The following is a 25,031-nucleotide window of genomic DNA, read 5'->3' as shown; positions in this document are numbered from 1 at the left end:
GCGGCGCATGACTGAACCCGCGCCGCACGCGCCAGCCGAGGACTTCATCCGCTCCGCGATCCGCGAGGACAACGAGCAGGGAACCTACGGCGGCCGGGTCCAGACCCGCTTCCCACCCGAGCCGAACGGCTATCTCCACATCGGTCACGCGAAGGCGATCACGGTCGACTTCGGCATCGCGGAGGACTTCGGCGGGACGTGCAACCTGCGCCTCGACGACACCAACCCCGACACCGAGGAGAGCGAGTATGTCGACTCGATCCTCGCCGACATCGCCTGGCTGGGCTACGAGCCGGCCGCCGTCCTGCACGCGTCGGACTACTTCGACCAGCTGTACGCCTGGGCCGAGCTGATGGTCGAGCAGGGGAAGGCGTACGTCGACGAGCAATCGCCCGAGACGATCTCGGAGCAGAAGGGCGGCTACGGCAGGCCCGGCGTCGAGTCGCCGTTCCGCGACCGGCCCGCGGCCGAGAGCCTGGACCGGCTGCGGCGTATGAAGGACGGCGAGTTCCCCGACGGCTCGATGGTGCTACGCGCGAAGATCGACATGGCCCACGAGAACATGCAGCTGCGCGACCCGATCATGTACCGCATCCGTCACGTCGCCCACCACCGCACCGGCGACAAGTGGTGCATCTACCCGACCTACGACTGGGCCCACGGCCAGTCGGATGCGATCGAGGGCGTCACCCACTCGCTGTGCACGCTGGAGTTCATGTCGAACCGTCCGCTGTACGACTGGTACCTCGACCAGCTCCCGCTCCCGGGTGACCAGCCGCGCCAGCGCGAGTTCGCACGCCTAGAGCTCACCCACACAGTCACGTCGAAGCGCCGGCTGAAGAAGCTCGTCGACGACGGCACCGTCGACGGCTGGGACGACCCGCGCATGCCGACGCTGTCCGGTCTGCGCCGCCGCGGCTACCCCGCCGCCGCGATCCGCGCGTTCTGCCGCGAGTCGGGCACCTCGCGCACCAACTCGCGTCATGCCATCGAGGCCCTCGAGTCCCACGTACGCCGCGAGCTCAACGCGACGGCCCAGCGCCGCATGGTCGCCACCAAGCCGCTGAAGCTGGTGCTGACGAACTGGCCGACCGACGCCGGCGGCAACCCCGTCGTCGAACACTTCGAGCTCACCAACAACCCCGAGAACGAGGCCGACGGCGTACGCAGCGTCCCGTTCACCGGCGAGCTGTGGATCGAGTCGGACGACTTCGCCGAGTTGCCGCCGCCGAAGTTCTTCCGCCTCTCCCCCGGCCGCGAGGTACGCCTGCGCGGGGCCTACCTCGTCACGTGCACCGATGTCCTCAAGGACGACGAGGGCAACGTCGTCGAGGTCCACGCCACGGCCGACCTCGAGTCTCGCGGCGGCACGGCTCCCGACGGACGCAAGGTGAAGTCGACGATGCACTGGGTGTCGGCACCCCACGCGGTCCAGGTCGAGGTCGCCCTGTACGAGCGCCTGTTCACCACCGAGGCCCCTGGACAGGCCACGGGTGAGCCGCTCGACGACCTGAACCCCGACTCGCGCAAGGTGCGCACCGGTTGGGCCGAGCAGGCCATCGGCGACGCCGCCCCGGGCGAGGTCGTGCAGTTCGAGCGTCTGGGCTACTTCGCCCACGACCCGCGTACGCCGATGCTGTTCCACCGCACCGTCGGCCTGCGCGACGAGTGGGCCAACATCCAGAAGCGTCAGAACAAGGCCTGAGCCATCCCCCACGCCGAGGAGGCATGCGCGAGGGCGAGCACGTCCGCGCCGGGATGCAGGAACGGTTCCGCGACATGCTGGGCGACCACGGCGTGCCGTGGCTGGAGGTACGCGGCTCCCACGACGAAGACTCGCCCGGGTCGTCTTCGCAATCGACGCCCTCTTGGCGCGCGGCTGGGAGCTCGCGGACCCGTCGTTGGGCTGAGACCGGTCAGCGCGGGTCGTCGCGCGGCGGCTCGATCTCGCGGCGACGCTCCAGGGCGATGCGTACGCGCTCGGCCCGCTCGTCCGCCTCTGCCTTCTTCAGCTCGCCGTACGCGTCCTCCTCGCTCTGGGTGAAGCCCACGGCGAAGCGGGTGACGACCGCGAGCACGCCGAAGACCGGCCACACCAGCCAGGCGTTGCCGACTTTGAACAGGAACATCAGCGCGAAGAACAGGACGAGGGCCACTCCTCCCCCGACGGTGTCGAACTTCTCGACGAGCTTCCCCTTGCGGGCGACCCTCGCCAGGTCCCGCTCGGCCTCGTCACGGGTGGTGTCCACGACGGGCCACTCGCGCGGCTGGGGCTGGCCGTCGGGGCCGGCGACGAAAGGCAGTCCTCCCGGCAGGTCGCCGAACAGCGGTGCGATCTCGCCGAGCGTCCTCGCCGAGGTGATGGCCCCGCTGCGCTCGTCGAGCTCGGAGAGGTCGATACGCCCCTCGACGTAGTGGCCGCTGAGGGCGTCGAGGGCCTGGGTGCGCTCGGCATCGCTGATGCGCATGTGCTGGAAACCGCTGTCGCTCACAGGGCCACTCTAGGGCTCGACGCGGGCCACCGGGGGCGGCGCGGACCCCGCGGCATTGGCCCGGGAACATTGTGAGAACCTATGGTGTCAGCATCCCGACCAGGAGATCCCCCATGAAGCGATCCGCCGCGTTCCTCGCCGCCCTCGTCCTGCCGCTCGCCGCATGCTCCGGCGGCCCGGCGCCCGCCCCGCAGGGCACCGTGGCCGGCGCGCCCGCCCCCGGGCCCGGCGTCGACCAGGCACTGGCCCGCCACGGCCTGCAGGGCGCCACCGCGCGCCAGATCATCGACAGGCTCGACCAGACCAACGACGACCGCAGCGGCCCGTTGAAGGTCTCGGTGCGGATCGACCATCTGGTCATCAGCTCGGGCGAGGAGAAGAAGACGATGCCGATGCCTGCCGACCAGACCTACGTGTCGATCGCCCCGTACGCGAGCCAGACCCACGAGTGCTTCAACCACCACCTGCAGTCCTGCCAGGGCGAGCAGGTCGACAAGGCCTTCCAAGTCGTCATCACCGACCCCAGCGGCAAGGAGATCCACCGCAGCGAGGAGCGCACCTACGCCAACGGCTTCGTCGGGCTGTGGCTCCCGCGAGACCTCCGGGGCACCCTCACGGTCAGCGGCGAGGGCCGCACCGGCTCGGTGCCGTTCGGCACCCGCGTGGGAGATCCCACCTGCATCACCACGCTGAAGCTCGACCAGGCCTAGGCCGAGCGGCCGAGAACGAAGAAAGAGCCGGGACCCATGGTCCCGGCTCCTCTGACTTGTAGCCCCGACGGGATTCGAACCCGCGCTACCGCCTTGAGAGGGCGGCGTGCTAGGCCGCTACACAACGGGGCCCCAGCAGGACCGGTCACCTGATGATGGCCGATCTCGTAGCCCCGACGGGATTCGAACCCGCGCTACCGCCTTGAGAGGGCGGCGTGCTAGGCCGCTACACAACGGGGCCCTAGCTGCAGTGTGATCTGCTGCGCAGGGGTATAAGGACTCGAACCTTAAATAACTGAACCAGAATCAGTCGTGTTGCCAATTACACCATACCCCTATGGAGACGGAGCTCCTGAGTGCCTCCGTTCCCTTCGGCACGAGGAGAAACTTTAGCGCCCCCGGACCGCGTTGGGCAAATCTGCGGGCTCCGGCGCGCCGAGCCGTTCGGGGACCGTCGTCGGCACCTGCATCGCGCGGGCTATCAGCGCCGCGACCAGCGCGAACACCGCGAAGAGCACGACGTCGCCGAACGCCTGCGCCCACCCCACCGCGACGGCCTGGCGGGCCGCGGCGATCGTGGTGGTGAGGCCCGCCAGAGTGAACGCGAAGACGTTGTTGACGACGTGGGCGGCGATGCCGGCCTCCAGCCCGCCGGTGCGCACCACGAGCCACGCGGCGAGCAGGCCGAACACGAACCGGCTGGTGAACAGCGGGGCGTTCTGGGAGCCGTGGAAGAGCGCAAAGACCAGCGCGGAGGTGATGATGCCGAACCACGGCGTACGCAACACCCCGCCGAACGCCTGCAGCAGGTAGCCGCGGAAGAAGAACTCCTCCGCGACCGCCTGGAGGGGCGAGGTCAGCAGGATCATCACCAGGAAGGACCAGAAGCCGGGCTGGGGGTGGAACGACAGCGGCTGGCCGCGCAGCGGCATCGACGCGATGTACAGCGAGAACACCACCAGCGATGCGGCGCAGGTCACCGCAAGGTAGCGCCACCGCACTCTCCCCCACACCGACAGCAACCAGCGCCCCGGCATCTGGTGCAGGGTGCGCAGCAACAGCCAGGAGATCGGGATCAGCAGCGCCAGCGAGGCGTGGGAGGCCAGCATTCCCTCCCAGTGCTCGTAGCCGCGGGCCGCCCGGGCGAAGTCGGCGTACGCGACGTCGCGGTGGCCGAGCGCGTGCGCGGCACGCAGCACGAGCTCGCTGACCAGGGCGCCGCCGAAGATCCACGCCGAGACGCCGAACGCGAACCCGAGCAGACCCAGCAGCGGTGAGTACAGGCCGGCGTGCAGGATCTGCGGGTAGGCAGATCCCGCGTACGGGCGAACGACGGCGCCGGACGCCGGGGTCGACGCCACGGGCTCAGCCGAGCGTCGCGCGGGCGCGTGAGATGCGCGTCAGCGACGAATCGCGGCCGAGCAGCTCCATCGACTCGAACAGCGGCGGCGAGACCTTGCTGCCGCTGATCGCGGTGCGCACCGGTCCGAACGCGAACTTGGGCTTGAGGCCCAGGCCCTCGACCAGCGCCGAGCGCAGCGCGGCCTCGATGGACGCCGCGTCGAACGTCGGCAACGCCTCGAGCGCCGAGGCGGCGGCATCGAGGACGGCTGCCTCCTCCGGCTTGAGCGTGGCCTTCTCCTCGATCTCGATCGCGTCGTCGGCGAGGAACAGGAACCGCACCTTGTCGACCGCCTCCGACAGCGTGTTGAGGCGCTCCTTGATCAGCGGCGTCGCACCGCGCAGCAGGCGCATCTCGTCGTCCTGCGGCGGGTCGGTCGTGACCCCGGCGGCCACCACGAACGGGACGATGGCGTCGGTGAGCTCGTCGTCGGGTGTCTGGCGGATGTGGGCGGCGTTGATCGCCTCGCACTTCTTCGGGTCGAACCGGGCCGCGTTCGGGTTCACGCGCCGGATGTCGAACGCCTCGACCATCTCGTCCATCGTGAACACGTCGCGGTCCTCGGCGATCGACCAGCCGAGCAGCGCCAGATAGTTCAGCAGGCCCTCCGGCAGGAAGCCGCGCTCCTGGTACTCGGCCAGGCCCGAACCGGCGTCGCGCTTCGACAGGCGCTTGTTGCCCTCGCCCATGACGATGGGCAGGTGGCCGAACATCGGCGTACGCCCGTGACCGACACCGAGGTCGCGCAGCGCCTCGTACAGCACGATCTGTCGCGGGGTCGACGAGAGCAGGTCCTCGCCGCGCAGCACGTGCGTGATGCCCATGAGCGCGTCGTCGACGGGATTGACCAGCGTGTACAGCGGGTCGCCGTTGCCGCGGACGATGACGTAGTCGGGCACGTGCTCGGAGGAGAACGTCACAGGGCCACGGACGAGATCGTGGAACGTGATCCCACGGTCGGGCACGTGCATGCGGACGACGAACTCGCCGGCGTCGAGCCGTCGCTGCACCTCGGCCGGGTCGAGCGTCGGGCACGGGTTCTCCGGGTCGCGGTGGGCCGCGGCCTCACCGAGCGCCTCGGTCTCGTCACGGGTGTAGACGTCGCGGTAGGCGTAGCCGCCCTCGAGGAGCTTCGCCACGACGTCGGTGTAGATGTCCCGGCGCTGCGACTGCAGGTAGGGCTCGTGGGGGCCGCCCACCTCGGGACCCTCGTCCCAGGTGATGCCGAGCCACCGCAGCGAGTCGAGGACGCCCTGCATCGACTCCTCGGTGGAGCGGGCCGCGTCGGTGTCCTCGATCCGCAGCACCAGCTTGCCGCCGTGGTGGCGAGCGAACGCCCAGTTGAACAGGGCGCTGCGCACGTTGCCGACGTGGAGGTTGCCGGTCGGCGAGGGTGGGAACCGGACGCGTACCTCGTGGGGATCGATGCCGCCGAGGACATCGACGTCGGCGCGGGGATCCGAAGTCACTGGTTGTCTCCTGCAGTGGTGAACGCCTGGGCCTCGCCTGCACCGACGAGGCGGTTGGTCAGGGTGCCCATGCCCTCGATCTCGATCTCGATCTCGTCGCCGGGCTGGACGAGGCCGACCCCCTCGGGGGTGCCCGTGAGGATCACGTCGCCGGGCAGCAGCGTCGTGTAGCTCGACACGAACGCGATGATCTCGGCGATGGAGCGCACCATCTGGCTGGTGCGGCCCTGCTGACGCACCTCGCCGTTGACGCGGGTGACGAGCTCGAGGTCGCCCGCCTCCTCGATCGAGAGGTGGCTGGAGATCCACGGGCCGAGCGGGCAGGAGGTGTCGAACCCCTTGGCGCGAGCCCACTGCCCGTCGGTTGCCTGCTTGTCGCGCGCCGTCATGTCGTTGGCCAGCGTGTAGCCGAACACGACCTCCTGAGCACGCTCGACCGGCACCTCCTTGCAGATGCGGCCGATGACGACGGCCAGCTCGCCCTCGTAGGACACCTTCTCGGTCCACGACGGGTAGATGATCGGGTCACCCGGGCCCACGACAGAGGTGTTGGGCTTGAAGAACGTCAGCGGCTCGGCAGGCACCTCGCTGCCCATCTCGGCGGCGTGCGCAGCGTAGTTCTTGCCGACGCAGACCACCTTGGAGCGCGGGATCACCGGTGCCAGGAGACGCACCTCCGCGAGCGGCGTACGCTCGCCGGTGAGCTGGACGGGCATGGCCAACGGGTCACCGCTGAGGGCCGAGATGGTGTCGGGGTGCTTGCCCCCGTCGCCAGCCAGCTCCACGATGCCGTATTTCGGGTCTCCCCCGGTCGAGTAGCGCGCGATTCGCATTTGCCCACCCTATCGCTGTCGTACGCCCGCGAACCTCCCCTCGCCGACGAGGCAAGGGGCGGTCGGGCATTGGTCGTCCGTGGTCGTCCGTCAGCAGACCCGGTGCATCCAGCCGTGCGGATCCTCGGTGCGGCCGTACTGGATGTCGAGCAACTGGTCGCGGATCGCCTGGGTGTGCTCCCCCACGCCGCCACCGCTGACCTCGTGGCGGGTGCCGTCCTCGGTGAGGAACCAGCCGATCGGGGTGATGACCGCCGCGGTGCCGCAGGCGAACACCTCCCTGATGTCCCCAGAGGCGATGCCCTCGAACAGCTCGGTCATCTCGACGCGACGCTCGGTCGCGCTGAGCCCGCGCTCGGTCGCCAGCGCGAGGATCGAGTCGCGCGTGACGCCCTCGAGGATCGAACCGGTCAGCTCGGGGGTGACCAGGTCGCCCTCCGTGTTGACGAAGAACACGTTCATCCCGCCGAGCTCCTCGACGTAGCGGTGGGTGCCCGCGTCGGCGAACATCACCTGCGAGCAGCCGTTGGCCGTGGCCTCCTGCTGGGCCAGCAGCGACGACGCGTAGTTGCCGCCACACTTGGCCGCACCCGTGCCACCGGCACCGGCGCGCGAGTACTGGCTCGTGACCCAGATACCCACGGGCTCGACGCCCGAGGCGAAGTAGGCCCCGGCCGGGCTCGCGATGCACGCGTACTGGACGCGGTGGGCGGCACGGACGCCGAGGAACGCCTCCGAGGCGAACATGAAGGGACGCAGGTAGAGGCTCATCTCACCGGATTCGCTCGACGGCACCCACGCGTGGTCGGCCTCCACGAGGGCGTCGACGGAGGCCACGAAGTCGTCGACCGGCAGCTCGGGCAGACCGAGCCGGTGGGCCGAGCGCACGAAGCGGGCCGCGTTCACCTCGGGACGAAACGTCCACACCGACCCGTCGGCGTGGCGGTAGGCCTTCAGGCCCTCGAAGATCTCCTGGCCGTAGTGGAACACCGACGCGGCGGGATCGAGCGAGAACGGGCCGTAGGGAACGACGCCCGAGTCGTGCCAGCCGTCGGCCTCGGTCCACGTAGCCACCGCCATGTGGTCGGTGAACTTCGAGCCGAAGCCGGGGTTGGCGAGCACCTGGGCACGCTCCTGCTCCGTCGCTGGATGTGGGTGGGGTCGCACGTCGAACGAGAGGGTCATGGGAAGCAAACTAACGTACGCGACGCCCTTTGAGACAGGGTCTCGCCGGGCCCGGGGCTGGTTACGGTAACCCCCGTGTCGAACTCCCACAACCCAGCAGCCAACCCGACCCCCGAGCGCCCGCTGATCGCCGTCATCGGCGGCGACGGCATCGGCCCCGAGGTCGTCGCAGAGGGCCTGAAGGTCGTGCGCGCCGCATGCGGTGACGACGCCTTCAACTTCGTCGAGCACCGCCTCGGCGCCGAGCGGTGGAAGGCCACCGGCGAGGTCCTCACCGACGACGACCTCACCGAGATCGCCAAGGCCGACGCCATCTTGTTCGGCGCGGCCGGCGCCGCGCCCGGAGACACCGAGGTCCCGTCGGGCCTTCTCGAGCGCGGCCTGATCCTCAAGCTCCGCTTCGCGTACGACCACCACGTCAACCTGCGACCGGCCACGCTCTACCCCGGCGTGCCCACTCCCCTGTCCGACGCGGTCGTCGGCGACAAGCGGGTGGACTTCGTCGTGGTCCGCGAGGGCACGGAAGGCCTGTACTGCGGCAACGGCGGCAGCGTACGCACCGGCACGCCGCACGAGATCGCGACCGAGGTCAGCGTCAACACCGCGTACGGCGTGGAGCGCGTCGTGCGTGACGCGTTCGTCCGCGCCACCCAGCGCCGCAACCGGCTGACGCTGGTCCACAAGCACAACGTGCTGGTCAACGCGGGCGGCCTGTGGCGCCGCGTGTTCGAGGACGTGGCCAAGGAATACCCGCAGGTCGAGACCGACTACCTCCACATCGACGCCGCCACGATCTTCATGACGACCGACCCCGCGCGCTTCGACGTGATCGTCACCGACAACCTGTTCGGCGACATCATCACCGACCTGGCGGCGGCGGTGACCGGCGGCATCGGTCTGGCGGCCTCGGGCAACATCAACCCCAGCGGTGAATTCCCGTCGATGTTCGAGCCCGTACACGGCTCGGCGCCCGACATCGCCGGCCAGCAGAAGGCCGACCCGACCGCGGCCATCCTGTCCGCCGCACTGATGCTCGACCACCTGGGCCGCCGCTCCGCGGGCGACCGCATCCGCGCGGCCGTGACCGCCGACATCGCCGAGCGCACGGGCCCGCGTGCCACCAGCGAGGTGGGCGACGCGATCGCCGCACGCCTCTGAGACCACCACCACACGGCAGGACCCGCCGTCCCCGGCGGGGTCCTGTCGTCCTGCTCGGTCCGACCCTCAGCGCTCGAGGCGCTGCCGCATCTCCGGCGTGATCGCGCCGGCGGTGACAGGCGTACGCACCGCTCACGGCGGCCGCGCGTCCCGGATGGCGGACCGGCCCTCCCCCGCCGCGCCCGGACACCACACTTCGGGGTGTGAGCTCCCATCCCGAAGTGCCGGCACTGGTCACCAAGGCCCTGCGCGCCTCCCTCGATCAGGGTTTCATCGAGGCCACGCGCAGCGAGACCGGTCGGCTGCTGGCGACGCTGGCGGCGACGCGTACCGGGACCATCGCCGAGTGCGGCACGGGCTGCGGGGTGGGTGCCGCCTGGCTGCGCAGCGGCGCGCCCGCCACGACGCGGGTCGTGACCGCCGAGCTTGATCCCACCCTCGCCGCCGGCGCCCGCGACACGTTCGCCAGCAGCGACGTGGAGGTCCTCGCCGCCGACTGGACCGAGCTCGCCGATGAAGGCCCGTTCTCGTTGCTGTTCCTCGACGCCGACATCGCCCGCACCACTCAGGTCGACGACGTCCTCGACCTCGTCGAACCGGGCGGCATCGTGATCATCGACGACCTCACCCCGTGCGCCACCTGGCCGCCGGCCCACCACAACGGCATCGACGTCATGCGGCTGGAGTGGCTGTCCGATGCGCGCGTGGCCAGCATGGAGACCCTCGTCGCGGAGGACACCGCGGTGCTCGTGGCCGTACGCCGCGTCGCCTGAGCGAACCGTCACCAAACGGTTGTCTCCTTCGTCCTGCGCGCGCCCCGGACGTGCGGCAGGATGGGCCCATGTCGACCGCCACACCGCACCTCGAGGCGCAGAAGCGCATGAAGCGCCAGAGGTCCATCCGTAACCTCGGACTGACCGGCGTCCTCGCCCTCGTGTTCGTCGTCGCCCTCGCGTACGTCCTGCTGAACGCCGGACGCTGGGGCGTCCCGATGTTCTCGTTCACGAACGAGTACGGCACGAAGTGCAAGAACGGCTTCCTCGGTCACACGTGTGACCCGATGACGCTCGCCGACATCGAGGCCCGCTCCGGGGTCGACATGCCCGACGACACCCAGGTCCTCATCGGTCGGTGGAACAAGACCCACGACTACGAGATGTCGGCCCGCGTACGCTTCCCGCAGGCGTCTGCGCAGGTCGGCCGCGACGCGCTGTCGAAGGAGTTCGGCGAGTGCAAGCCGAATACCCCCAACCCGCTCACTCAGGTCGAGGGCGTCAAGGACATCTGCACCATGACCAACGTGGGCCGCATCTCGACCGACGGCAAGGCCCCCGACCCCCGCATCTGGCAGGTCTCCATGGGCTTCCAGGCCGACGGCTCGTCCGTCGCCGACCTGCACATCCGATCCCGCTAGTCCCGGCTCGCGCCCCGCGCGCATCGGGTGGGTCCGGCTCGCGCACCGCAGCGCATCGAGGCGGACCCGACCCCGCAGGGAGCGGGCTCCCCGGCGAGCGTCGGTCAGCACGCCCCGGCGTCTGGAAGAGCACAAAGGAATCGCCCCCGCGACGGCTTTTCGCTGGTGAGAGCGAAGCCGCCTCGGGGGCGATCACGACTGCGATGAAGACGCCGGTCACCGGCGCACGGGCGCGAGCCGGACTATCAGCGCGCCGCCGTGCCCTCGACGTAGTCGTCGTCGTGGGACTTGACCCAGGCCATGAGGCCGCGGAGCTCGGCACCGGTCTTCTCGATCGGGTGCTGCTCGGCCTTGGCTCGGAAGTCGGCGAACTCCTTGCCACCGTTGTTCTGGTCGTCCATGAAGCGCTGGGCGAACGAGCCGTTCTGGACGTCGGCGAGGACGGCCTTCATGTTCTCCTTGACGCGCTCGTCGATGACGCGCGGGCCGGAGACGTAGTCGCCGAATTCGGCGGTGTCGGAGACTGACCAGCGCTGCTTGGCGATGCCGCCCTCGTACATGAGGTCGACGATGAGCTTCATCTCGTGCAGACACTCGAAGTAGGCGATCTCGGGCTGGTAGCCCGCCTCGACGAGGGTCTCGAAGCCGGCCTGGATGAGGGCGGAGGCACCGCCGCAGAGGACGGCCTGCTCGCCGAAGAGGTCGGTCTCGGTCTCCTCGGTGAAGGTGGTCTTGATGCCGCCGGCGCGCAGGCCGCCGATGGCTTTGGCGTACGAGAGCGTCAGGTCCCAGGCCTTGCCGGTGGCGTCCTGTTCGACGGCGACGAGGACGGGTACGCCGCGTCCCTCGGAGTATTCGCGGCGAACGAGGTGGCCGGGGCCCTTGGGGGCGACCATGCCGACATCGACACCGGCCGGGGGCTCGATGAAGCCGAAGCGGATGTTGAATCCGTGGGCGAAGAACAGGGCGTCACCGTCGACGAGGTTGGGCTCGACGGCCTCCTTGTAGAGCTTGGCGGCGTGCTGGTCGGGAACCAGCATCATGACGAGGTCCGCCTCCTCGCAGGCCTCGTACGGCGTGACGACGCGGAGGCCCTGGGCCTCGGCCTTGGCGCGGCTCTTGGAGCCCTCGGGCAGGCCGACGCGGACGTCGACGCCGGAGTCGCGCAGCGACAGCGCGTGGGCGTGGCCCTGGCTGCCGAAGCCGAGGATGGCGACGTTGCGGCCCTGGATCACGCTGAGGTCGGCGTCGGAGTCGTAGAACATTTCGGTGGCCACGGTGGGTCTCTCCTTGGTTGGTTTCTTGTGTCGGAAGCGTTGGGTCGGGTCAGACGATACGGATGGGGCGGGCGCGGTCGGCCCTGCCTGCGCGCTCGGACAGCGAGCGGCTGCCGCGGGCGAGGGCGACCATGCCGGACTGGGCGAGCTCCTTGATGCCATAGGGCTCCAACAGCTGGAGCATGGCCTCGATCTTGTCGTGGCTCCCGGTGGCCTCGATGGTCAGCGAGTCGGTGGCGACGTCGACGGTCTTGCAGCGGAACATGTTGACGATCTCGAGGATCTGGTTGCGGGTCTCGGCGGTGCAGGCCACCTTGACGAGGACGAGCTCGCGCTGGACCGACTTGGGGTCGAGCTCGACGATCTTGAGGACCTCGACGAGCTTGTTGAGCTGTTTGGTGAGCTGTTCGAGGGCGAGCTCGTCGACCTGGGCGACGATCGTGATGCGGGAGAGGTCTTCCTGCTCGGTGGGACCCACGGCGAGCGACATGATGTTGAAGCCGCGGCGCGAGAACAGGCCGGCGATGCGGGTGAGCACGCCGGGGCGGTCCATCACGAGGACCGACAGGGTGTGGATGGGGTCGTTCACAGCTGCTCCTCGTCCCAGTCGGGTGCCATGTCCCGAGCGATCTTGATGTCGTCGTTGCTGGTGCCGGCGGCCACCATGGGCCAGACCATGGCGTCCTTGTGGACGACGAACTCGACGACGACCGGACGGTCGTTGATCTCCAGCGCCTGCTGGATGGTGGCGTCGACGTCCTCCGCCTTCTCACAGCGCAGGCCGACGCAGCCCATGGCCTCGGCGAGCTTCTGGAAGTCGGGGATGCGCCACGACTTGAGGTCGGTGTTGGAGTAGCGGCCGTCGTAGAACAGCGTCTGCCACTGGCGGACCATGCCCAAGGACTCGTTGTTGATGACGGCGATCTTGACGGGGATGCCCTCGAGGGCGCACGTGACGAGCTCCTGGTTGGTCATCTGGAAGCAGCCGTCGCCGTCGATGCCCCACACCACGGCGTCCGGCTGGCCGACCTTGGCGCCCATGGCGGCGGGCACGCAGTAGCCCATCGTGCCGAGGCCGCCGGAGTTGAGCCAGTGGGTGGGCTCCTCGAACGGGAGGAAGTGGGCGCACCACATCTGGTGCTGTCCGACGCCGGAGGCGTAGTAGGCGTCGGGGCCCGTGATCTCGCCGATCCGCTTGATGACGTGCTGGGGCGACAGCGAGCCGTCCTCGGCGTCCTCCCACCCGATCGGATAGCGGGACTTGATGTCGTCGAGCTGGGCGCGCCAAGGGGCGAAGTCGGGCAGGTCGGAATGTTCGACGAGGCTGTTGAGGCCGGTGAGGACCTCCAAGCAGTCGCCCACGATGGGGACGTCGGCGACGCGGTTCTTCGAGATCTCGGCGGGGTCGATGTCGGCGTGGACGACCTTGGCCCCGGGCGCGAAGCTGTCGAGGTGGCCGGTGACGCGGTCGTCGAACCGCGTACCGATCGCAAGGAGCAGGTCGGCGCGCTGGAGTGCGCCCACCGCGGACACGGAGCCGTGCATGCCCGGCATGCCCATGTGGAGCTCGTGAGAGTCGGGGAACGCGCCGCGCGCCATGAGCGTTGTCACGACCGGCACGCCGGTGGCCTCGGCGAACTCCTTCAGCTCGGTCCAGGCCTCGGCGCGGATGATGCCGCCGCCGACGTACAGGACGGGCCGGCGGGACTCGCCGAGGAGGCGGATGGCCTCGCGCAGCTGCTTGCCGTGGGGCTTGGTGGTGGGCCGGTAGCCGGGCATCTCGAGGCTCGGCGGCCAGGTGAAGGTCGTCTCGCCCTGCAGCGCATCTTTGGTGATGTCGACGAGCACGGGGCCGGGGCGGCCGGTGCTGGCGAGGTGGAAGGCCTTGGCGATGGCCTCGGGGATGTCGTCGGGATCGGTGACGAGGAAGTTGTGCTTGGTGATCGGCATCGTGATGCCGCGGATGTCGGCCTCCTGGAAGGCGTCGGTGCCGATGGATCCACTGCCGACCTGGCCGGTGATGGCAACGATCGGGACGGAGTCCATGTAAGCGTCTGCGAGCGGCGTCACGAGGTTCGTCGCGCCGGGGCCCGACGTGGCCATGCACACGCCGACCTTCCCGGTGGCCACCGCGTACCCTTCGGCGGCGTGGCCCGCACCCTGTTCGTGGCGAACGAGGATGTGGCGGACCTTCTTGGAGTCGAACAGAGGGTCGTACGCCGGCAGGATCGCACCGCCGGGAATCCCGAACACGACCTCCGCCCCGACCTCTTCGAGCGAGCGGACGAGCGACTGCGAGCCGGTGACCTTGCCAGCCGGGGCCTGCTGGTCGTCGTCGGTGAGCAGCGCCTCGACCCTTGCGGCCTTCTCCTGCTTGACCTTCATGTCCATCCTTTACGTCTGTGACGGCCGGTGACGCGCCCTGCGCACCGGGTCATCAGCACGTTCATCCCGTCTGCTTCCTCGCCCGGGGATCGCCCGAGACGAAAAAACCCCCGCTGCCTGGTGGCATACGAGGGAGCGAGTCGTGGTCGGGGGATCCTCCCCGGACGACTCGCTAGATGATTACGAGAATCTGGTACTGCTGCACAAGTTCACCCTGTCGGACTCTTCCATCTGTGTCAAACCGTGGACGCCGTGTCCCATGATGTGGATACGGCGTCCCGGAAGGTGACCTCAATCGACCTCGCGCACCGCGCCGAAGCTGGCCGGCCGGACCATCGACGCGTACGCCTTCAGCGCCTTGCTGACCTCGCGCTCACGGTTCTTCGGCGACCACGGGGCCTCCCCCATCTCGGCGCGCCGGCGCTCGAGCTCGGCGTCGTCGACGTTGAGGTGGAGGCGCCGCTCGCGGATGTCGATCTCGATCTCGTCGCCGTCGCGGACCAGGCCGATGGTGCCGCCGCCGGCCGCCTCGGGCGAGATGTGGCCGACCGACAGACCGGAGGTGGCACCGGAGAACCGTCCGTCGGTGATGAGCGCACACTTCGTGCCCAGACCACGGCCCTTGAGGAACGACGTCGGGTAGAGCATCTCCTGCATGCCGGGACCGCCCTTGGGGCCCTCGTAGCGGATGACGACGACGTGGCCCTCGCGGACGGTCTTGTCGAGGATCTTCTCGACGGCCTCGTCCTGGGACTCCATGACGATGGCCTCTCCGACGAAGTGGAACAGCGACTCGTCGACGCCGGCGGACTTGATGACCGCGCCCTGCTCGGCGAGGTTGCCGTAGAGGATCGCCAGGCCGCCGTCTGCGGTGTACGCGTGCTCCAGGTCGCGGATGCAGCCGTCGGCGGCATCGGTGTCGAGCGAATCCCACCGGTTCTCGGTCGAGAACGCCTGGGTCGTGCGTACGCCACCGGGAGCCGCGTGGAAGAGGTCCAGGGCCTGCTGGCTGGCCCTGCCGCCGCGTACGTCCCAGGCATCGAGCCACGACTGCAGGTCGGGGCTATGGACCGAGTGGACGCTCGTGTCGAGCAGGCCGGCGCGGTTGAGCTCGCCGAGGATGGCGGGGATGCCGCCGGCACGGTGGACGTCCTCCATGTGGTATTTCGGCGAGTTGGGCGCGACCTTCGACAGGCACGGTACCTTCGTCGACAGCTCCTGAATGTCGTCGAGGGTGAAGTCGATCTCGCCCTCGATGGCCGTGGCGAGCGTATGGAGGATGGTGTTCGTGGAGCCGCCCATGGCGATGTCGAGGCACATGGCGTTGCGGAACGCGGCCTTGTTGGCGATGTTGCGCGGCAGGACCGACTCGTCGTCGTTGTCGTAGTAGCGCTTCGTCAGCTCGACGACCAGACGACCGGCCTCGAGGAAGAGGTCCTTGCGCGCGGCGTGGGTGGCGAGCGTGGACCCGTTGCCGGGCAGCGACAGGCCCAGCGCCTCGGTCAGGCAGTTCATCGAGTTGGCGGTGAACATGCCCGAACACGAGCCGCAGGTCGGGCAGGCCGAGCGCTCCATCTCGGCGATCCCCGAGTCGGGGATCTGCTCGTTGGCCGAGGCGGCCATGGCGACGCTCAGGTCGGTCGAAGGGTACGCCACCCCCTCAGAGACGAACGCCTTGCCGGCCTCCATCGGACCACCGGAGACGAACACCACAGGGATGTTGAGGCGCATCGCGGCCATCAGCATGCCCGGGGTGATCTTGTCGCAGTTGGAGATGCACACGATGGCATCGGCGCAGTGGGCGTTGACCATGTACTCGACCGAGTCGGCGATCAGCTCACGGCTGGGCAGCGAGTAGAGCATGCCCCCGTGACCCATGGCGATGCCGTCGTCGACGGCGATGGTGTTGAATTCCTTGGCCACTCCCCCGGCCTCGACGATCGCCGACGCGACCAGGTCACCCATGTCCTTGAGATGGACGTGGCCCGGCACGAACTGCGTGTAGGAGTTCGCGATGGCGATGATCGGCTTGCCGAAGTCGTCGTCCTCCATGCCGGTCGCGCGCCACAGCGAGCGTGCGCCCATCATGTTGCGGCCGTGGGTGGATGTTCGGGAGCGCAGCTGCGGCATGGGTCAGACCTTCCTCGCGGGTTCCCGAAAGGCTAGCGGGCGCGTACGCCGTCCCGCAGATGGCTCACCATGCGGGCCCCTGGCGCGCGAGGAACTCCGCGACCTGCGCGATGTAGCCCGGTCGGTCGGCGAAGTAGGCCCCGCAGTGCCCGACGCCGTCGACGACGCGGAGCTCGTGGGGCTGCCCGGCCGCGGCGTCCAGCCGGCGGGCGTGCTCGATCGGGATGATCGTGTCGGCGGTGCCGTGGAACATCAGCAGCGGGCGCGGCGCCAGGCGGTCCACGACCTCGATGGGCTGCACCTCGGCGAACCGATAGCCGTAGCGCACCCGGGTCGCGTGGTCGGCGAGCTGGACCATCGGCACCGGCGGCAGGCGCAGCGACCTCGCCGCGGCCGCGATCACCCCTTGCATGTCGGCGAACGGCGAGTCGGCGACGACCTTGCGTACGCGCTCGTCGGCTGCGGCGACGAGGATCGACACCGCCGCGCCCATCGAGAAGCCGACGACGCAGATCTCGGCGTCGGGGCGGCGTTCTGCGACGAGGTCGACGGCCGCCTGGAGGTCGAGCTGCTCGTAGTGGGCCAGCGACTGCGGACCGTCGTCTGACTCGCCGTTGCCGCGGAAGTCGAACAGCAGCACTGTGTTGCCCGCGCGGAAGACGCCCGGGCCGATGCCCAGCATCTCCGACTTGTTGCCGCGGTGGCCGTGGCAGCAGATCACCACGCGCTCGGAGCCGGGGTTGTCGAGCCACCAGCCCGCCAGTCGCGTGCCGTCGCCCGCATGGAAGGTGACGTCTTCGGCGATGTCGCCCAGGCCGACCTCGAACGGGGTGAAGCCGTAGTCGAGCTCGGGCCGCTGCGGGCCGCTGATCCGTCGGGCGGCGGCGAGCGCGCCGGCCGTGGCACCCAGTGCGGTTGCGGCCGTGGTCACCGCGCCGATCGTCGTGGCCCGTCGGTTCAGCTGCATGGATGGATACTAGGCGGTGGCACAACGTCCCTGAAGCGGTCAGTGGACCCTGTGGAGCAACTCCTCCCCTGCCGCCAGCCGGCGCAGCTGTTCGCCGAGCAGGCGGTGGAACCGCGGCGCGAACGCGGTGGACAGCCCACCGACATGCGGAGCGACCAGTACGCCCTGGGTGTCCCACAGCGGGTGGTCGGCCGGCAGCGGCTCGGGATCGGTCACGTCGACGGCGGCTCGCACGCGGCCCGACGCGCAGGCCTCCACCATCGCGTCGGTGTCGACGACCGGGCCGCGGGCCACGTTGACCACCAGCGCGCCGTCGGGGAGCAGCGCGAACCGGCGGGCGCCCATCAGATGGTGGGTCTGGTCGGTGTGGGGGCAGATGAGGAACACCACGTCGGCCTCGGGCAGCAGCGCGTCGAGGTCGTCGATGGCCCGGATGTCGTCGCGGGCGGTGCGGGCGACCTTCGTCACCGAGGCCACCTCGAAACCGGCGAGGCGCTGCTCGATGGCCCGGCCGATGCGTCCCGCACCGATGATGAGCACCCGGCGGTCCGCGAGAGCCGTGCCGAACACGGGCGCCCAGCGGTGCTCGGGCATCTGGCGGGCGTACGTGTCGAGGTGACGGCCCGAGGCCAGCGCGAGCCCGAGCGCGTGCTCGGCGGTCGACGCGTCGTGGACACCGGCGGCGTTGTGGAGCGTGACACCCTCGGGCAGCAGCTCGGGCAGGCCCTCGAAGCCCGCCTGGCTCAGCTGGACGTGCCTGAGCCGCGGCATCTCGCCCACGCGCTCGAGGATCTTCGGCCCGGTCAGGTAGGGCTGGGCCAGGAATTCGACCTGCGAGAGGTCGTCGGGCAGGTCGGCCGGGTCGGGGACGGCGACGACCTCGATGCCGTCGGGGAGGCCGCCGAGCAGGCGCTCGGCGTCGGCGGGGTCGTCGAGGGGCAGCCAGACCTGCATCAGGACTCCTTCGTGGGGGTGAGGCGTACGGGGAAGCCGGCGGCGTCGAGCGCACGCTTGACGTCACAGATCGCGACCGTGCCGAAGTGGAAGACGCTCGCCGCGAGCACGGCGTCGGCGCCGGCGCGGGCGGCGTCGACGAAGTGATCGACCGTGCCCGCACCGCCCGACGCGATGACCGGCACGTCAACGGCGGCGCGCATGGCCTCGATCATCTCGAGGTCGAACCCGTCGCGGGTTCCGTCGGCGTCCATGGAGTTGAGCAGGATCTCGCCCGCGCCGAGGTCGACCGCCTGCCTCGCCCAGTCGATCGCGTCCAGCCCGGCGGCGGTGCGGCCGCCGTGGGTCGTGACGCCGAAGCCCGACGGCTGGCCGGGCTCGCGGCGCGCGTCGACCGACAGCACCAGCACCTGGTTGCCGAACCGCGTGGTGATCTCGCGGATCAGCTCGGGACGACGGATGGCCGCGGTGTTGACGCCGACCTTGTCGGCACCGGTGCGCAGCAGGTCGTCGACGTCCTGGACGCGGGCGACTCCCCCACCGACGGTCAGCGGGATGAACACGCTCTCGGCCGTGCGCCGCACCACGTCGCGAGTCGTCTCGCGGCCCTCGTGGGAGGCCGAGATGTCGAGGAACGTCAGCTCGTCGACCTGGGCCGTGTCGTAGGCCGCGGCGAGCTCGACCGGGTCACCGGCATCGCGCAGGTCGGTGAAGTTCACGCCCTTGACGACACGCCCGTCGTGGACGTCGAGACAGGCGATGACACGGATGGCGACACTCATGCTGATCATCCTTCCAGAGCCCCCCACCGATCTCGGATAGGGATTCGCCATGCGGGCGTCTACGGTGATCCCATGACCCACACCGTGGACGAACGCTTCACCTCCCTGCCCCTCGATGCGCTCGCCGACGCGGCGCTGGCGCGCGCCAAGGGCCTGGGGGCCGAGCACGCCGACGTCCGCGTCGAACGGCTCCGGACCGGCGTACGCGCCTTCCGGGACGGCGCGCTGGAGAACGCGTCAGACTCGGTGGGGCTGGGGATGTGCGTACGCGTCGTCCACAACGGCTCCTGGGGCTTCGCCGCGGGCATCACGCTGACGACCGATGCCGCCGTGACGATCGCCGAGCAGGCGGTGGCCACCGCCCGCGTCGCGTCCTCGCTGGGCGGCGCGCGCGTCGAGCTGGCACCCGAGCCCGTCCACACCGGCACGTGGGTGTCGGCGTACGGGACCAACCCGTTCCACGTCGACGAGGCCGAGCGCGTCGGCCGGTTCGTCGAGCTCTCGCAGGCCCTGCTGGCCGGTGACGGGGTCTCGCACGTCAACGCGTCGCTGCTCATGCAGCAGGAGAACAAGTTCTACGCCGACCTCACCGGAACCCGCACGGTCCAGCAGCGCGTCCGCCTCCACCCCGAGCTCACCGCCGTCAGCGTCGGCGACCACGGCTTCGCCTCGATGTCGTCGGTCGCGCCGCCGGTGGGACGCGGCTGGGAATACCTGACCGGCACCGCCTGGGACTTCGACGCCGAGGTCGCCGAGATGCCCGCGCTCCTCGCGGAGCACGCCGCCGCACCGTCTGTCGAGGCCGGTGCGTACGACCTCGTCATCGAGCCCACCAACCTGTGGCTGACGATCCACGAGTCCATCGCCCACGGCACCGAGCTCGACCGCGCGCTCGGCTACGAGGCCGCGTACGCCGGCACGAGCTTCGCGACCTTCGACCAGCTGGGCACGCTGGCGTACGGCTCGGAGAAGCTGCACGTGACCGGCGACCGGACCACCGAGCACGGCCTGGCCACCGTCGGCTGGGACGACGAGGGCGTCGCCGCGCAGGAGTTCGACATCATCGGCGAGGGCACGCTCGTCGGCTACCAGCTGAATCGGCAGATGGCGCAGGAGAAGGGCTTCGGACGCTCCAACGGCTGCGCGTTCGCCGACTCGCCGGGCCACATCCCGCTGCAGCGCATGCCGAACGTGTCGGTCGCCGCCGACCCGGACGGCCCGTCGGTCGACGAGCTGATCTCCCGCGTCGACCGTGGTCTCTACGTCGTCGGTGACAAGTCGTGGTCGATCGACATGCAGCGCTACAACTTCCAGTTCACCGGGCAGCGCTTCTTCCGCATCCAGAACGGGCGGTTGGCCGGTCAGGTCCGCGACGTCGCCTACCAGGCGACGACGACCGACTTCTGGGGCTCGCTCGAGGCCGTCGGAGGCCCGGACACGTGGTTGCTGGCCGGGGCGATGAACTGCGGCAAGGGCCAGCCCGGCCAGGTCGCCGCCGTGTCCCACGGCTCCCCCGCCGCGCTGTTCCGCGGCGTCAACGTGCTCAACACCACCTCGGAGGCCGGACGATGAACCCCAACACAGTGAGCACCTGGATCGAGGCCGCCCTCGAGGCCGCTTCCGGCCGCTGCGACGACGCCGTCGTGATCGTCGACGAGACCACCGAGGCCAACCTGCGCTGGGCCAACAACGCGCTGACGACCAACGGGCAGATGCACCGCCGCACCGGCACGGTCATCACCATCGCCGACCGCGCAGGCGGCCGCTGCGCCGGGGTCGTCGAGGGTGTCGTGGCCGACGCGTCGTCGCTGACCGCGCTCGTCGACGAGTCGTTGGCCGCTCTCGCGGGCGCCGACGTGGCCGAGGACGGCATGCCGCTGGTCGACGGTGGCGTCGACGGCGACTTCGACTCGCCCGCGGACGCCACCACCATCGAGGTCCTCGAGGGCCTCGCCGCCGGGCTGGGGTGCTGCTTCGCCGACGCGGGCGACGAACGCCTGCTCTTCGGGTTCGCCGAGCACATCGTGACCACCACGTGGCTGGCCACCACCGCGGGCACGCGCCGTCGCCACACCCAGCCGACCGGTCGCGTCGAGCTCAACGCCAAGCACCCCGACATGATCGGCTCGGCCTGGGTCGGCCGGGCCACCCGCGACTTCACCGACGTCGACATCGAGGTGATGTACGCCGAGGTGTGCCGCCGCCTCGCATGGTCGGAGAACCGGATCGACCTGCCCGCGGGGGCGTACGAGACGTTGCTGCCGCCGTCGGCGGTCGCCGACCTGCTGATCTACGCGTACTGGACGATGTCGGCGCGCGACGCCGCCGAGGGCCGCAACGCATACGCGCGCCCCGGGAGGCCCGGCGAGACCCGCATCGGCGACCGGCTGTCGCGCCTGCCCGTCACGTTGGCGTCCGACCCGGACGAGCCGGGCCTGGCGACCTGCCCGTTCGTCGTCGCCCGCTCGTCGGCAGGCGGCACGTCCTCGGTGTTCGACAACGGCGCCCCCGTCGCCCGCACCGAGTGGATCCGCGAGGGCGTCCTCGGCGACCTGATGCGTACACGGAAGGTCGCTGCCGACCAGGGGCTCGAGCCGCGTCCCGCGATCGACAACCTCGTTCTTGACGTACGCGGCAGGGGCTCCCTCGACGACATGATCGCCTCCACACAGCGCGGGCTGCTGCTGACGTGCCTGTGGTACATCCGCGAGGTCGACCCCGAGTCGCTGCTGCTGACCGGCCTCACGCGTGACGGCGTCTACCTCATCGAGGACGGCGAGATCGTGGGTGCGGTGAACAACTTCCGTTTCAACGAGTCACCCGTCGAGCTGCTGGGCCGCATCACGGAGACGTCGGCGAGCGAGCAGACGTTGTGCCGCGAGTGGCAGGACTGGTTCACGCTGACGACCATGCCCGCCGCCCGCGTACGCGGCTTCAACATGTCGACGGTGTCGCAGGCCCACTGACGACCGCCGGGCGACCGGCTCACTCCCCCGTCGTGTCGGTGACGAACGCGACCACGCCGCGGCGCATCGAGTGGGTGACCTCGCGGCACGTGCGGCGCAGGTCGCCCGGCCCCGCGGCATCGCCGATCTGGTCGGTGAAGTCGATGACCTGGCGCACCCAGCGGACGAAGTCGCCCGCCGTCAGGCCCGACGCCCCGAGCACCTCCGACAGCGGCCGCCCCGAGGCCCACGCGAACGCCGAATCGGCGAACCCGATCTCGAGGTCGGGACCCCGCTCGAGCTTGAAGTCGCGCTCGAGCAGGGCGATCTCGCGGTGGACCTGGCGCAGTGCGGTCAGGCGCGCGTCGGTCTCGGAGTCGGGCATGCGCGGCGGTCGCCCCCGGTGGTCGACGCGGCGCGACTCGAACACCAGCGTCGACAGCACCGCCGCGAGCTGGGGAGCGGACAGGCCGTCGAAGACACCCCGGCGTACGGCCTCCGCGGCGACCAGGTCGAGCTCGTTGTAGATGCGGGCCAGCACCTTGCCGTCGGCGGTGACCTGCACCGGGTCGCCGTCGAGGTAGTGCAGCGACTGCAGCACGTTGCAGATACGGTCGAACTGGGTGGCGATCGTGTTGGTCCGGCGCTCCATCTTCGCGGCGGTCTGGCGGTTCTCGCGCTCGAGCCGCATGGCTCTCTCGGCCCAGCGCGCGTGCTCCTCACGATCGGGGCACCCATGGCATGGGTGGGACTGCATCGCATGGCGCAGCTCGGCGATCCGCTCGGCGATCTCCTCGTCCATCGCCCCCGGACGCCAACGCTCCGGGGAGAGGTCGAGCTCGGCGAGCTTCGAGCGCAGGGCCGCGTTCAGCGAGCGCCGCGAGTGGGGCTCCTTCACGTTGAACTTCTTCGGGATGCGCAGCTTGCCGACCGCCTTCGTCGGCGTCGGGAAGTCGTTGAGCGTCAGGCGCTTGGTCATGCGCTCCTCGCCCATGACCAGCGGGTGGGGCTCCTCGCGGTGGGAGCGTACGCCTGGTTCGAGCACGACCGCCCAGCCCTGCATCTTGCCGCTGGGCACGTGGATGATGTCACCGGGCTGGAGCTCCAGCAGCGACTGGAACGCCTCGGCACGCTTGTCGGCCTTGCGGCTGCGGGCTGCCTCGGCCTCGAGCTGGGAGATCTCCTCGCGGATCCGTGCATACTCGGCGAAGTCGCCGCGATCGCAGGCCGCCCTCCCGAGGAAGCCCTTGATCTGGTTCTCGTTGCGCTGCTGGTTGCGGGCCAGGCCGACGACGGAGCGGTCGGTCTGGTATTGCGCGAACGACTGCTCCAGCAGCGTGCGCGCCCGCTCGCGGCCGACCGCCGAGACCATGTTGACGGCCATGTTGTAGGTCGGCGCGAACGACGACTTCAGCGGGTAGGTGCGCTTGGACGCCAGGCCGGCGACGGCGCGCGGGTCGAGCCCCGGCTGCCACAGGACGACCGCGTGGCCCTCGACGTCGATGCCACGGCGGCCCGCACGCCCGGTCAGCTGGGTGTATTCGCCCGGCGTGATGTCGACGTGGGCCTCGCCGTTGAACTTCACCAGCTTCTCGAGCACGACCGAGCGCGCCGGCATGTTGATGCCCAGCGCGAGCGTCTCGGTCGCGAACACCACCTTGATCAGGAACTTGGCGAAGCACTCCTCCACGCACTCCTTGAACGCCGGCAGCATGCCCGCGTGGTGGGCCGCGACACCGCGCGTCAGCGCGTCGAGGAACCCGTCGTAGTCGAGCGCGTCGCGATCGGCGAGCGACAGACCGGCGACGTGGCGCTCGGCGATGGTGAGGATCTCGGCCCGCTCGCTGTGGTCGGTGAGGCGTACGCCGCCGCCGATCACCTGCTTCACCGCGGCGTCGCAGCCGACTCGGGAGAAGATGAACACGATGGCCGGCAGCAGGTTGGCGCGCGAGAGCGTCTCGACCATGTCGGCGCGCGACGGCGGCCGGTATCGCGAGCGCTCCTGCTGGCTGCGGGCCGCAGCGCCCCCGTAGGCGCCCGAGCCGTGGCCGTGGGCCTTCTTGCCGCGCCCGGAACGGCCGCGAGGACGCCGCGAGTCGTCGCGTACGGTCTTGGACTCGTCCCTGGCGATCTTGACCAGCACCGGGTTGACGTCGTGCTTGGCCGCGACCGCGGCCCCGGAGACCTCGCCGGTGATCGCGGTGGGTGCGATGTCGGCGAACAGGTCGTGGACCTTCCGGCCCACGAGCACGTGCTGGTAGAGCGGCACCGGACGCCGCTCGGACACCACGATCTCGACCTCGCCGCGCACCTCGCGCAACCAGTCGCCGAACTCCTCGGCGTTCGAGACGGTCGCCGACAGCGCGACCAGCTGGACCGACTCGGCCAGGCCGATGATGACCTCTTCCCACACGGCGCCGCGGAAGCGGTCGGCGAGGTAGTGGACCTCGTCCATCACCACGTAGCCCAGGTTTTGCAGCGTCGACGAGCCGGCGTAGATCATGTTGCGCAGCACCTCGGTCGTCATCACGACGATGGGCGCCTCGGAGTTGATCGAGGAGTCACCGGTGAGCAGGCCGACGTTGTCGGCGCCATAGCGGCGCACGAGGTCGTTGAACTTCTGGTTCGACAGCGCCTTGATGGGCGTGGTGTAGAACGCCTTGCGTCCCTGCTGCACCGCGAGGAAGACGGCGAACTCGCCCGCGATCGTCTTTCCGGCACCTGTGGGTGCGGCGACGAGCACGCCGGAACCGCCCTCGATGACCTCGCAGGCCGTGCGCTGGAAGTCGTCGAAGTCGAACCCGTACGCCGCCGCGAACTCCTGCAGCATCGGGCTGCGGCGGTTCTTGCGGAAGCGGGCCATGCGCTCGGCCGGGCTCAGCTCTTCGGTCTCGTGGGGTTCGCTCATGATGCCTCCACGCTATCGCG

General features: G+C 69.9%; 20 protein-coding genes and 3 tRNA genes. 7 read left to right on the top strand and 16 right to left on the bottom strand.

Annotated features, from left to right (window positions below):
- Positions 1-7: 7 nt before the first annotated feature.
- Positions 8-1,705: a glutamine--tRNA ligase/YqeY domain fusion protein gene (locus tag ACYVGD_RS14780; RefSeq protein WP_460744541.1), complete on the top strand. Its 1,698-nt coding sequence runs from the start codon at positions 8-10 to the stop codon at positions 1,703-1,705.
- Positions 1,706-1,916: 211 nt separating this feature from the next.
- Here the strand turns inward: ACYVGD_RS14780 and ACYVGD_RS14775 are convergent, their stop codons facing one another.
- Entirely contained in the window at positions 1,917-2,492 is a 576-nt protein-coding gene (locus ACYVGD_RS14775; RefSeq protein WP_460744540.1) for a DUF1707 SHOCT-like domain-containing protein, read from the bottom strand.
- A gap of 113 nt (positions 2,493-2,605) precedes the next feature.
- Between ACYVGD_RS14775 and ACYVGD_RS14770 the strand changes: the two genes are divergently transcribed.
- Positions 2,606-3,202: a CueP family metal-binding protein gene (locus tag ACYVGD_RS14770; protein ID WP_460744539.1), complete on the top strand. Its 597-nt coding sequence runs from the start codon at positions 2,606-2,608 to the stop codon at positions 3,200-3,202.
- A gap of 59 nt (positions 3,203-3,261) precedes the next feature.
- Here the strand turns inward: ACYVGD_RS14770 and ACYVGD_RS14765 are convergent.
- The 7 genes from ACYVGD_RS14765 to ACYVGD_RS14735 form a co-directional block, all read right to left on the bottom strand.
- Positions 3,262-3,334 (bottom strand) — tRNA-Glu (locus ACYVGD_RS14765).
- A 36-nt stretch (positions 3,335-3,370) separates the two neighbouring features.
- Positions 3,371-3,443: transfer RNA gene (locus ACYVGD_RS14760), tRNA-Glu, on the bottom strand.
- 24 nt (positions 3,444-3,467) lie between these two features.
- Positions 3,468-3,539, bottom strand: a tRNA-Gln gene (locus ACYVGD_RS14755).
- A gap of 52 nt (positions 3,540-3,591) precedes the next feature.
- Entirely contained in the window at positions 3,592-4,563 is a 972-nt protein-coding gene (locus ACYVGD_RS14750; RefSeq protein WP_460744538.1) for a lysostaphin resistance A-like protein, read from the bottom strand.
- Positions 4,564-4,567: 4 nt separating this feature from the next.
- A complete protein-coding gene (gltX, locus tag ACYVGD_RS14745) occupies positions 4,568-6,073 on the bottom strand; it encodes a glutamate--tRNA ligase (protein ID WP_460744537.1) in 1,506 nt (501 codons plus the stop codon).
- A complete protein-coding gene (locus tag ACYVGD_RS14740) occupies positions 6,070-6,906 on the bottom strand; it encodes a fumarylacetoacetate hydrolase family protein (RefSeq protein ID WP_460744536.1) in 837 nt (278 codons plus the stop codon). The genes gltX and ACYVGD_RS14740 overlap by 4 nt, the downstream gene beginning before the upstream one ends.
- Positions 6,907-6,996: 90 nt before the next feature.
- Positions 6,997-8,091, bottom strand: coding sequence for a branched-chain amino acid aminotransferase (locus ACYVGD_RS14735; RefSeq protein WP_460744535.1), 1,095 nt, complete (start codon positions 8,089-8,091; stop codon positions 6,997-6,999).
- Positions 8,092-8,166: 75 nt separating this feature from the next.
- On the opposite strand from ACYVGD_RS14735, the gene ACYVGD_RS14730 reads away from it, so the two are divergent.
- From ACYVGD_RS14730 to ACYVGD_RS14720, 3 genes are all read left to right on the top strand, one after another.
- Positions 8,167-9,249: a 3-isopropylmalate dehydrogenase gene (locus ACYVGD_RS14730; protein ID WP_460744534.1), complete on the top strand. Its 1,083-nt coding sequence runs from the start codon at positions 8,167-8,169 to the stop codon at positions 9,247-9,249.
- A 203-nt stretch (positions 9,250-9,452) separates the two neighbouring features.
- The gene (locus ACYVGD_RS14725; protein WP_460744533.1) at positions 9,453-10,022 is read left to right on the top strand and encodes an O-methyltransferase; all 570 of its coding nucleotides are present in this window, start codon (positions 9,453-9,455) and stop codon (positions 10,020-10,022) included.
- 68 nt (positions 10,023-10,090) lie between these two features.
- Entirely contained in the window at positions 10,091-10,663 is a 573-nt protein-coding gene (locus ACYVGD_RS14720; RefSeq protein ID WP_460744532.1) for a hypothetical protein, read from the top strand.
- A 245-nt stretch (positions 10,664-10,908) separates the two neighbouring features.
- Here the strand turns inward: ACYVGD_RS14720 and ilvC are convergent, their stop codons facing one another.
- The 7 genes from ilvC to hisF all read right to left on the bottom strand — a co-directional run bounded on the left by ilvC (position 10,909) and on the right by hisF (position 19,158).
- Positions 10,909-11,928 (bottom strand): ketol-acid reductoisomerase, encoded by a 1,020-nt coding sequence (ilvC, locus tag ACYVGD_RS14715; protein ID WP_460744606.1) that lies wholly within the window; start codon positions 11,926-11,928, stop codon positions 10,909-10,911.
- Between the two features lie 61 nt (positions 11,929-11,989).
- Positions 11,990-12,529 (bottom strand): acetolactate synthase small subunit, encoded by a 540-nt coding sequence (ilvN, locus tag ACYVGD_RS14710; RefSeq protein WP_460744531.1) that lies wholly within the window; start codon positions 12,527-12,529, stop codon positions 11,990-11,992.
- Positions 12,526-14,325 (bottom strand): acetolactate synthase large subunit, encoded by a 1,800-nt coding sequence (locus ACYVGD_RS14705; protein ID WP_460744530.1) that lies wholly within the window; start codon positions 14,323-14,325, stop codon positions 12,526-12,528. Before ACYVGD_RS14705 ends, ilvN begins: the two co-directional genes overlap by 4 nt.
- Before the next feature lie 291 nt (positions 14,326-14,616).
- Positions 14,617-16,455, bottom strand: a complete 1,839-nt coding sequence (ilvD, locus tag ACYVGD_RS14700; protein ID WP_460744529.1) for a dihydroxy-acid dehydratase — start codon at positions 16,453-16,455, stop codon at positions 14,617-14,619.
- A gap of 64 nt (positions 16,456-16,519) precedes the next feature.
- On the bottom strand, positions 16,520-17,422 hold the full coding sequence (locus ACYVGD_RS14695) for an alpha/beta hydrolase (RefSeq protein ID WP_460744528.1): 903 nt from the start codon (positions 17,420-17,422) through the stop codon (positions 16,520-16,522).
- Positions 17,423-17,461: 39 nt separating this feature from the next.
- On the bottom strand, positions 17,462-18,376 hold the full coding sequence (locus tag ACYVGD_RS14690) for a 2-hydroxyacid dehydrogenase (RefSeq protein WP_460744527.1): 915 nt from the start codon (positions 18,374-18,376) through the stop codon (positions 17,462-17,464).
- Positions 18,376-19,158, bottom strand: coding sequence for an imidazole glycerol phosphate synthase subunit HisF (gene hisF, locus ACYVGD_RS14685; RefSeq protein ID WP_460744526.1), 783 nt, complete (start codon positions 19,156-19,158; stop codon positions 18,376-18,378). The genes ACYVGD_RS14690 and hisF overlap by 1 nt, the downstream gene beginning before the upstream one ends.
- A 72-nt stretch (positions 19,159-19,230) precedes the next feature.
- Here hisF and ACYVGD_RS14680 point away from each other — a divergent pair, with 72 nt between their 5' ends.
- Together ACYVGD_RS14680 and ACYVGD_RS14675 are read left to right on the top strand one after the other, a co-directional pair.
- Positions 19,231-20,730, top strand: coding sequence for a TldD/PmbA family protein (locus ACYVGD_RS14680; protein ID WP_460744525.1), 1,500 nt, complete (start codon positions 19,231-19,233; stop codon positions 20,728-20,730).
- Positions 20,727-22,124 (top strand): metallopeptidase TldD-related protein, encoded by a 1,398-nt coding sequence (locus ACYVGD_RS14675; RefSeq protein ID WP_460744524.1) that lies wholly within the window; start codon positions 20,727-20,729, stop codon positions 22,122-22,124. The genes ACYVGD_RS14680 and ACYVGD_RS14675 overlap by 4 nt, the downstream gene beginning before the upstream one ends.
- A gap of 19 nt (positions 22,125-22,143) precedes the next feature.
- Here ACYVGD_RS14675 and ACYVGD_RS14670 read toward each other — a convergent pair whose 3' ends face one another.
- Positions 22,144-24,966 (bottom strand): DEAD/DEAH box helicase, encoded by a 2,823-nt coding sequence (locus tag ACYVGD_RS14670; protein WP_460744605.1) that lies wholly within the window; start codon positions 24,964-24,966, stop codon positions 22,144-22,146.
- Positions 24,967-25,031 lie beyond the last annotated feature (65 nt).

This window comes from Mariniluteicoccus endophyticus (assembly GCF_054780035.1).
This window is presented reverse-complemented; position numbering and strand designations above follow the sequence as displayed.

What these genes read in the sequence shown, in the direction of transcription:
- ACYVGD_RS14670 (WP_460744605.1), bottom strand. Translation starts at nt 24,966, where the DNA reads ATGGCCCGCTTCCGCAAGAACCGCCGCAGCCCGATGCTGCAGGAGTTC.
- ACYVGD_RS14770 (WP_460744539.1), top strand. Translation starts at nt 2,606, where the DNA reads ATGAAGCGATCCGCCGCGTTCCTCGCCGCCCTCGTCCTGCCGCTCGCC.
- ilvC (WP_460744606.1), bottom strand. Translation starts at nt 11,928, where the DNA reads ATGTTCTACGACTCCGACGCCGACCTCAGCGTGATCCAGGGCCGCAAC.
- ACYVGD_RS14705 (WP_460744530.1), bottom strand. Translation starts at nt 14,325, where the DNA reads ATGAAGGTCAAGCAGGAGAAGGCCGCAAGGGTCGAGGCGCTGCTCACC.
- ACYVGD_RS14680 (WP_460744525.1), top strand. Translation starts at nt 19,231, where the DNA reads ATGACCCACACCGTGGACGAACGCTTCACCTCCCTGCCCCTCGATGCG.
- ACYVGD_RS14695 (WP_460744528.1), bottom strand. Translation starts at nt 17,422, where the DNA reads ATGCAGCTGAACCGACGGGCCACGACGATCGGCGCGGTGACCACGGCC.
- ACYVGD_RS14735 (WP_460744535.1), bottom strand. Translation starts at nt 8,091, where the DNA reads ATGACCCTCTCGTTCGACGTGCGACCCCACCCACATCCAGCGACGGAG.
- ACYVGD_RS14740 (WP_460744536.1), bottom strand. Translation starts at nt 6,906, where the DNA reads ATGCGAATCGCGCGCTACTCGACCGGGGGAGACCCGAAATACGGCATC.
- ilvD (WP_460744529.1), bottom strand. Translation starts at nt 16,455, where the DNA reads ATGCCGCAGCTGCGCTCCCGAACATCCACCCACGGCCGCAACATGATG.
- ACYVGD_RS14675 (WP_460744524.1), top strand. Translation starts at nt 20,727, where the DNA reads ATGAACCCCAACACAGTGAGCACCTGGATCGAGGCCGCCCTCGAGGCC.
- ACYVGD_RS14720 (WP_460744532.1), top strand. Translation starts at nt 10,091, where the DNA reads ATGTCGACCGCCACACCGCACCTCGAGGCGCAGAAGCGCATGAAGCGC.
- hisF (WP_460744526.1), bottom strand. Translation starts at nt 19,158, where the DNA reads ATGAGTGTCGCCATCCGTGTCATCGCCTGTCTCGACGTCCACGACGGG.
- ACYVGD_RS14780 (WP_460744541.1), top strand. Translation starts at nt 8, where the DNA reads ATGACTGAACCCGCGCCGCACGCGCCAGCCGAGGACTTCATCCGCTCC.
- ACYVGD_RS14690 (WP_460744527.1), bottom strand. Translation starts at nt 18,376, where the DNA reads ATGCAGGTCTGGCTGCCCCTCGACGACCCCGCCGACGCCGAGCGCCTG.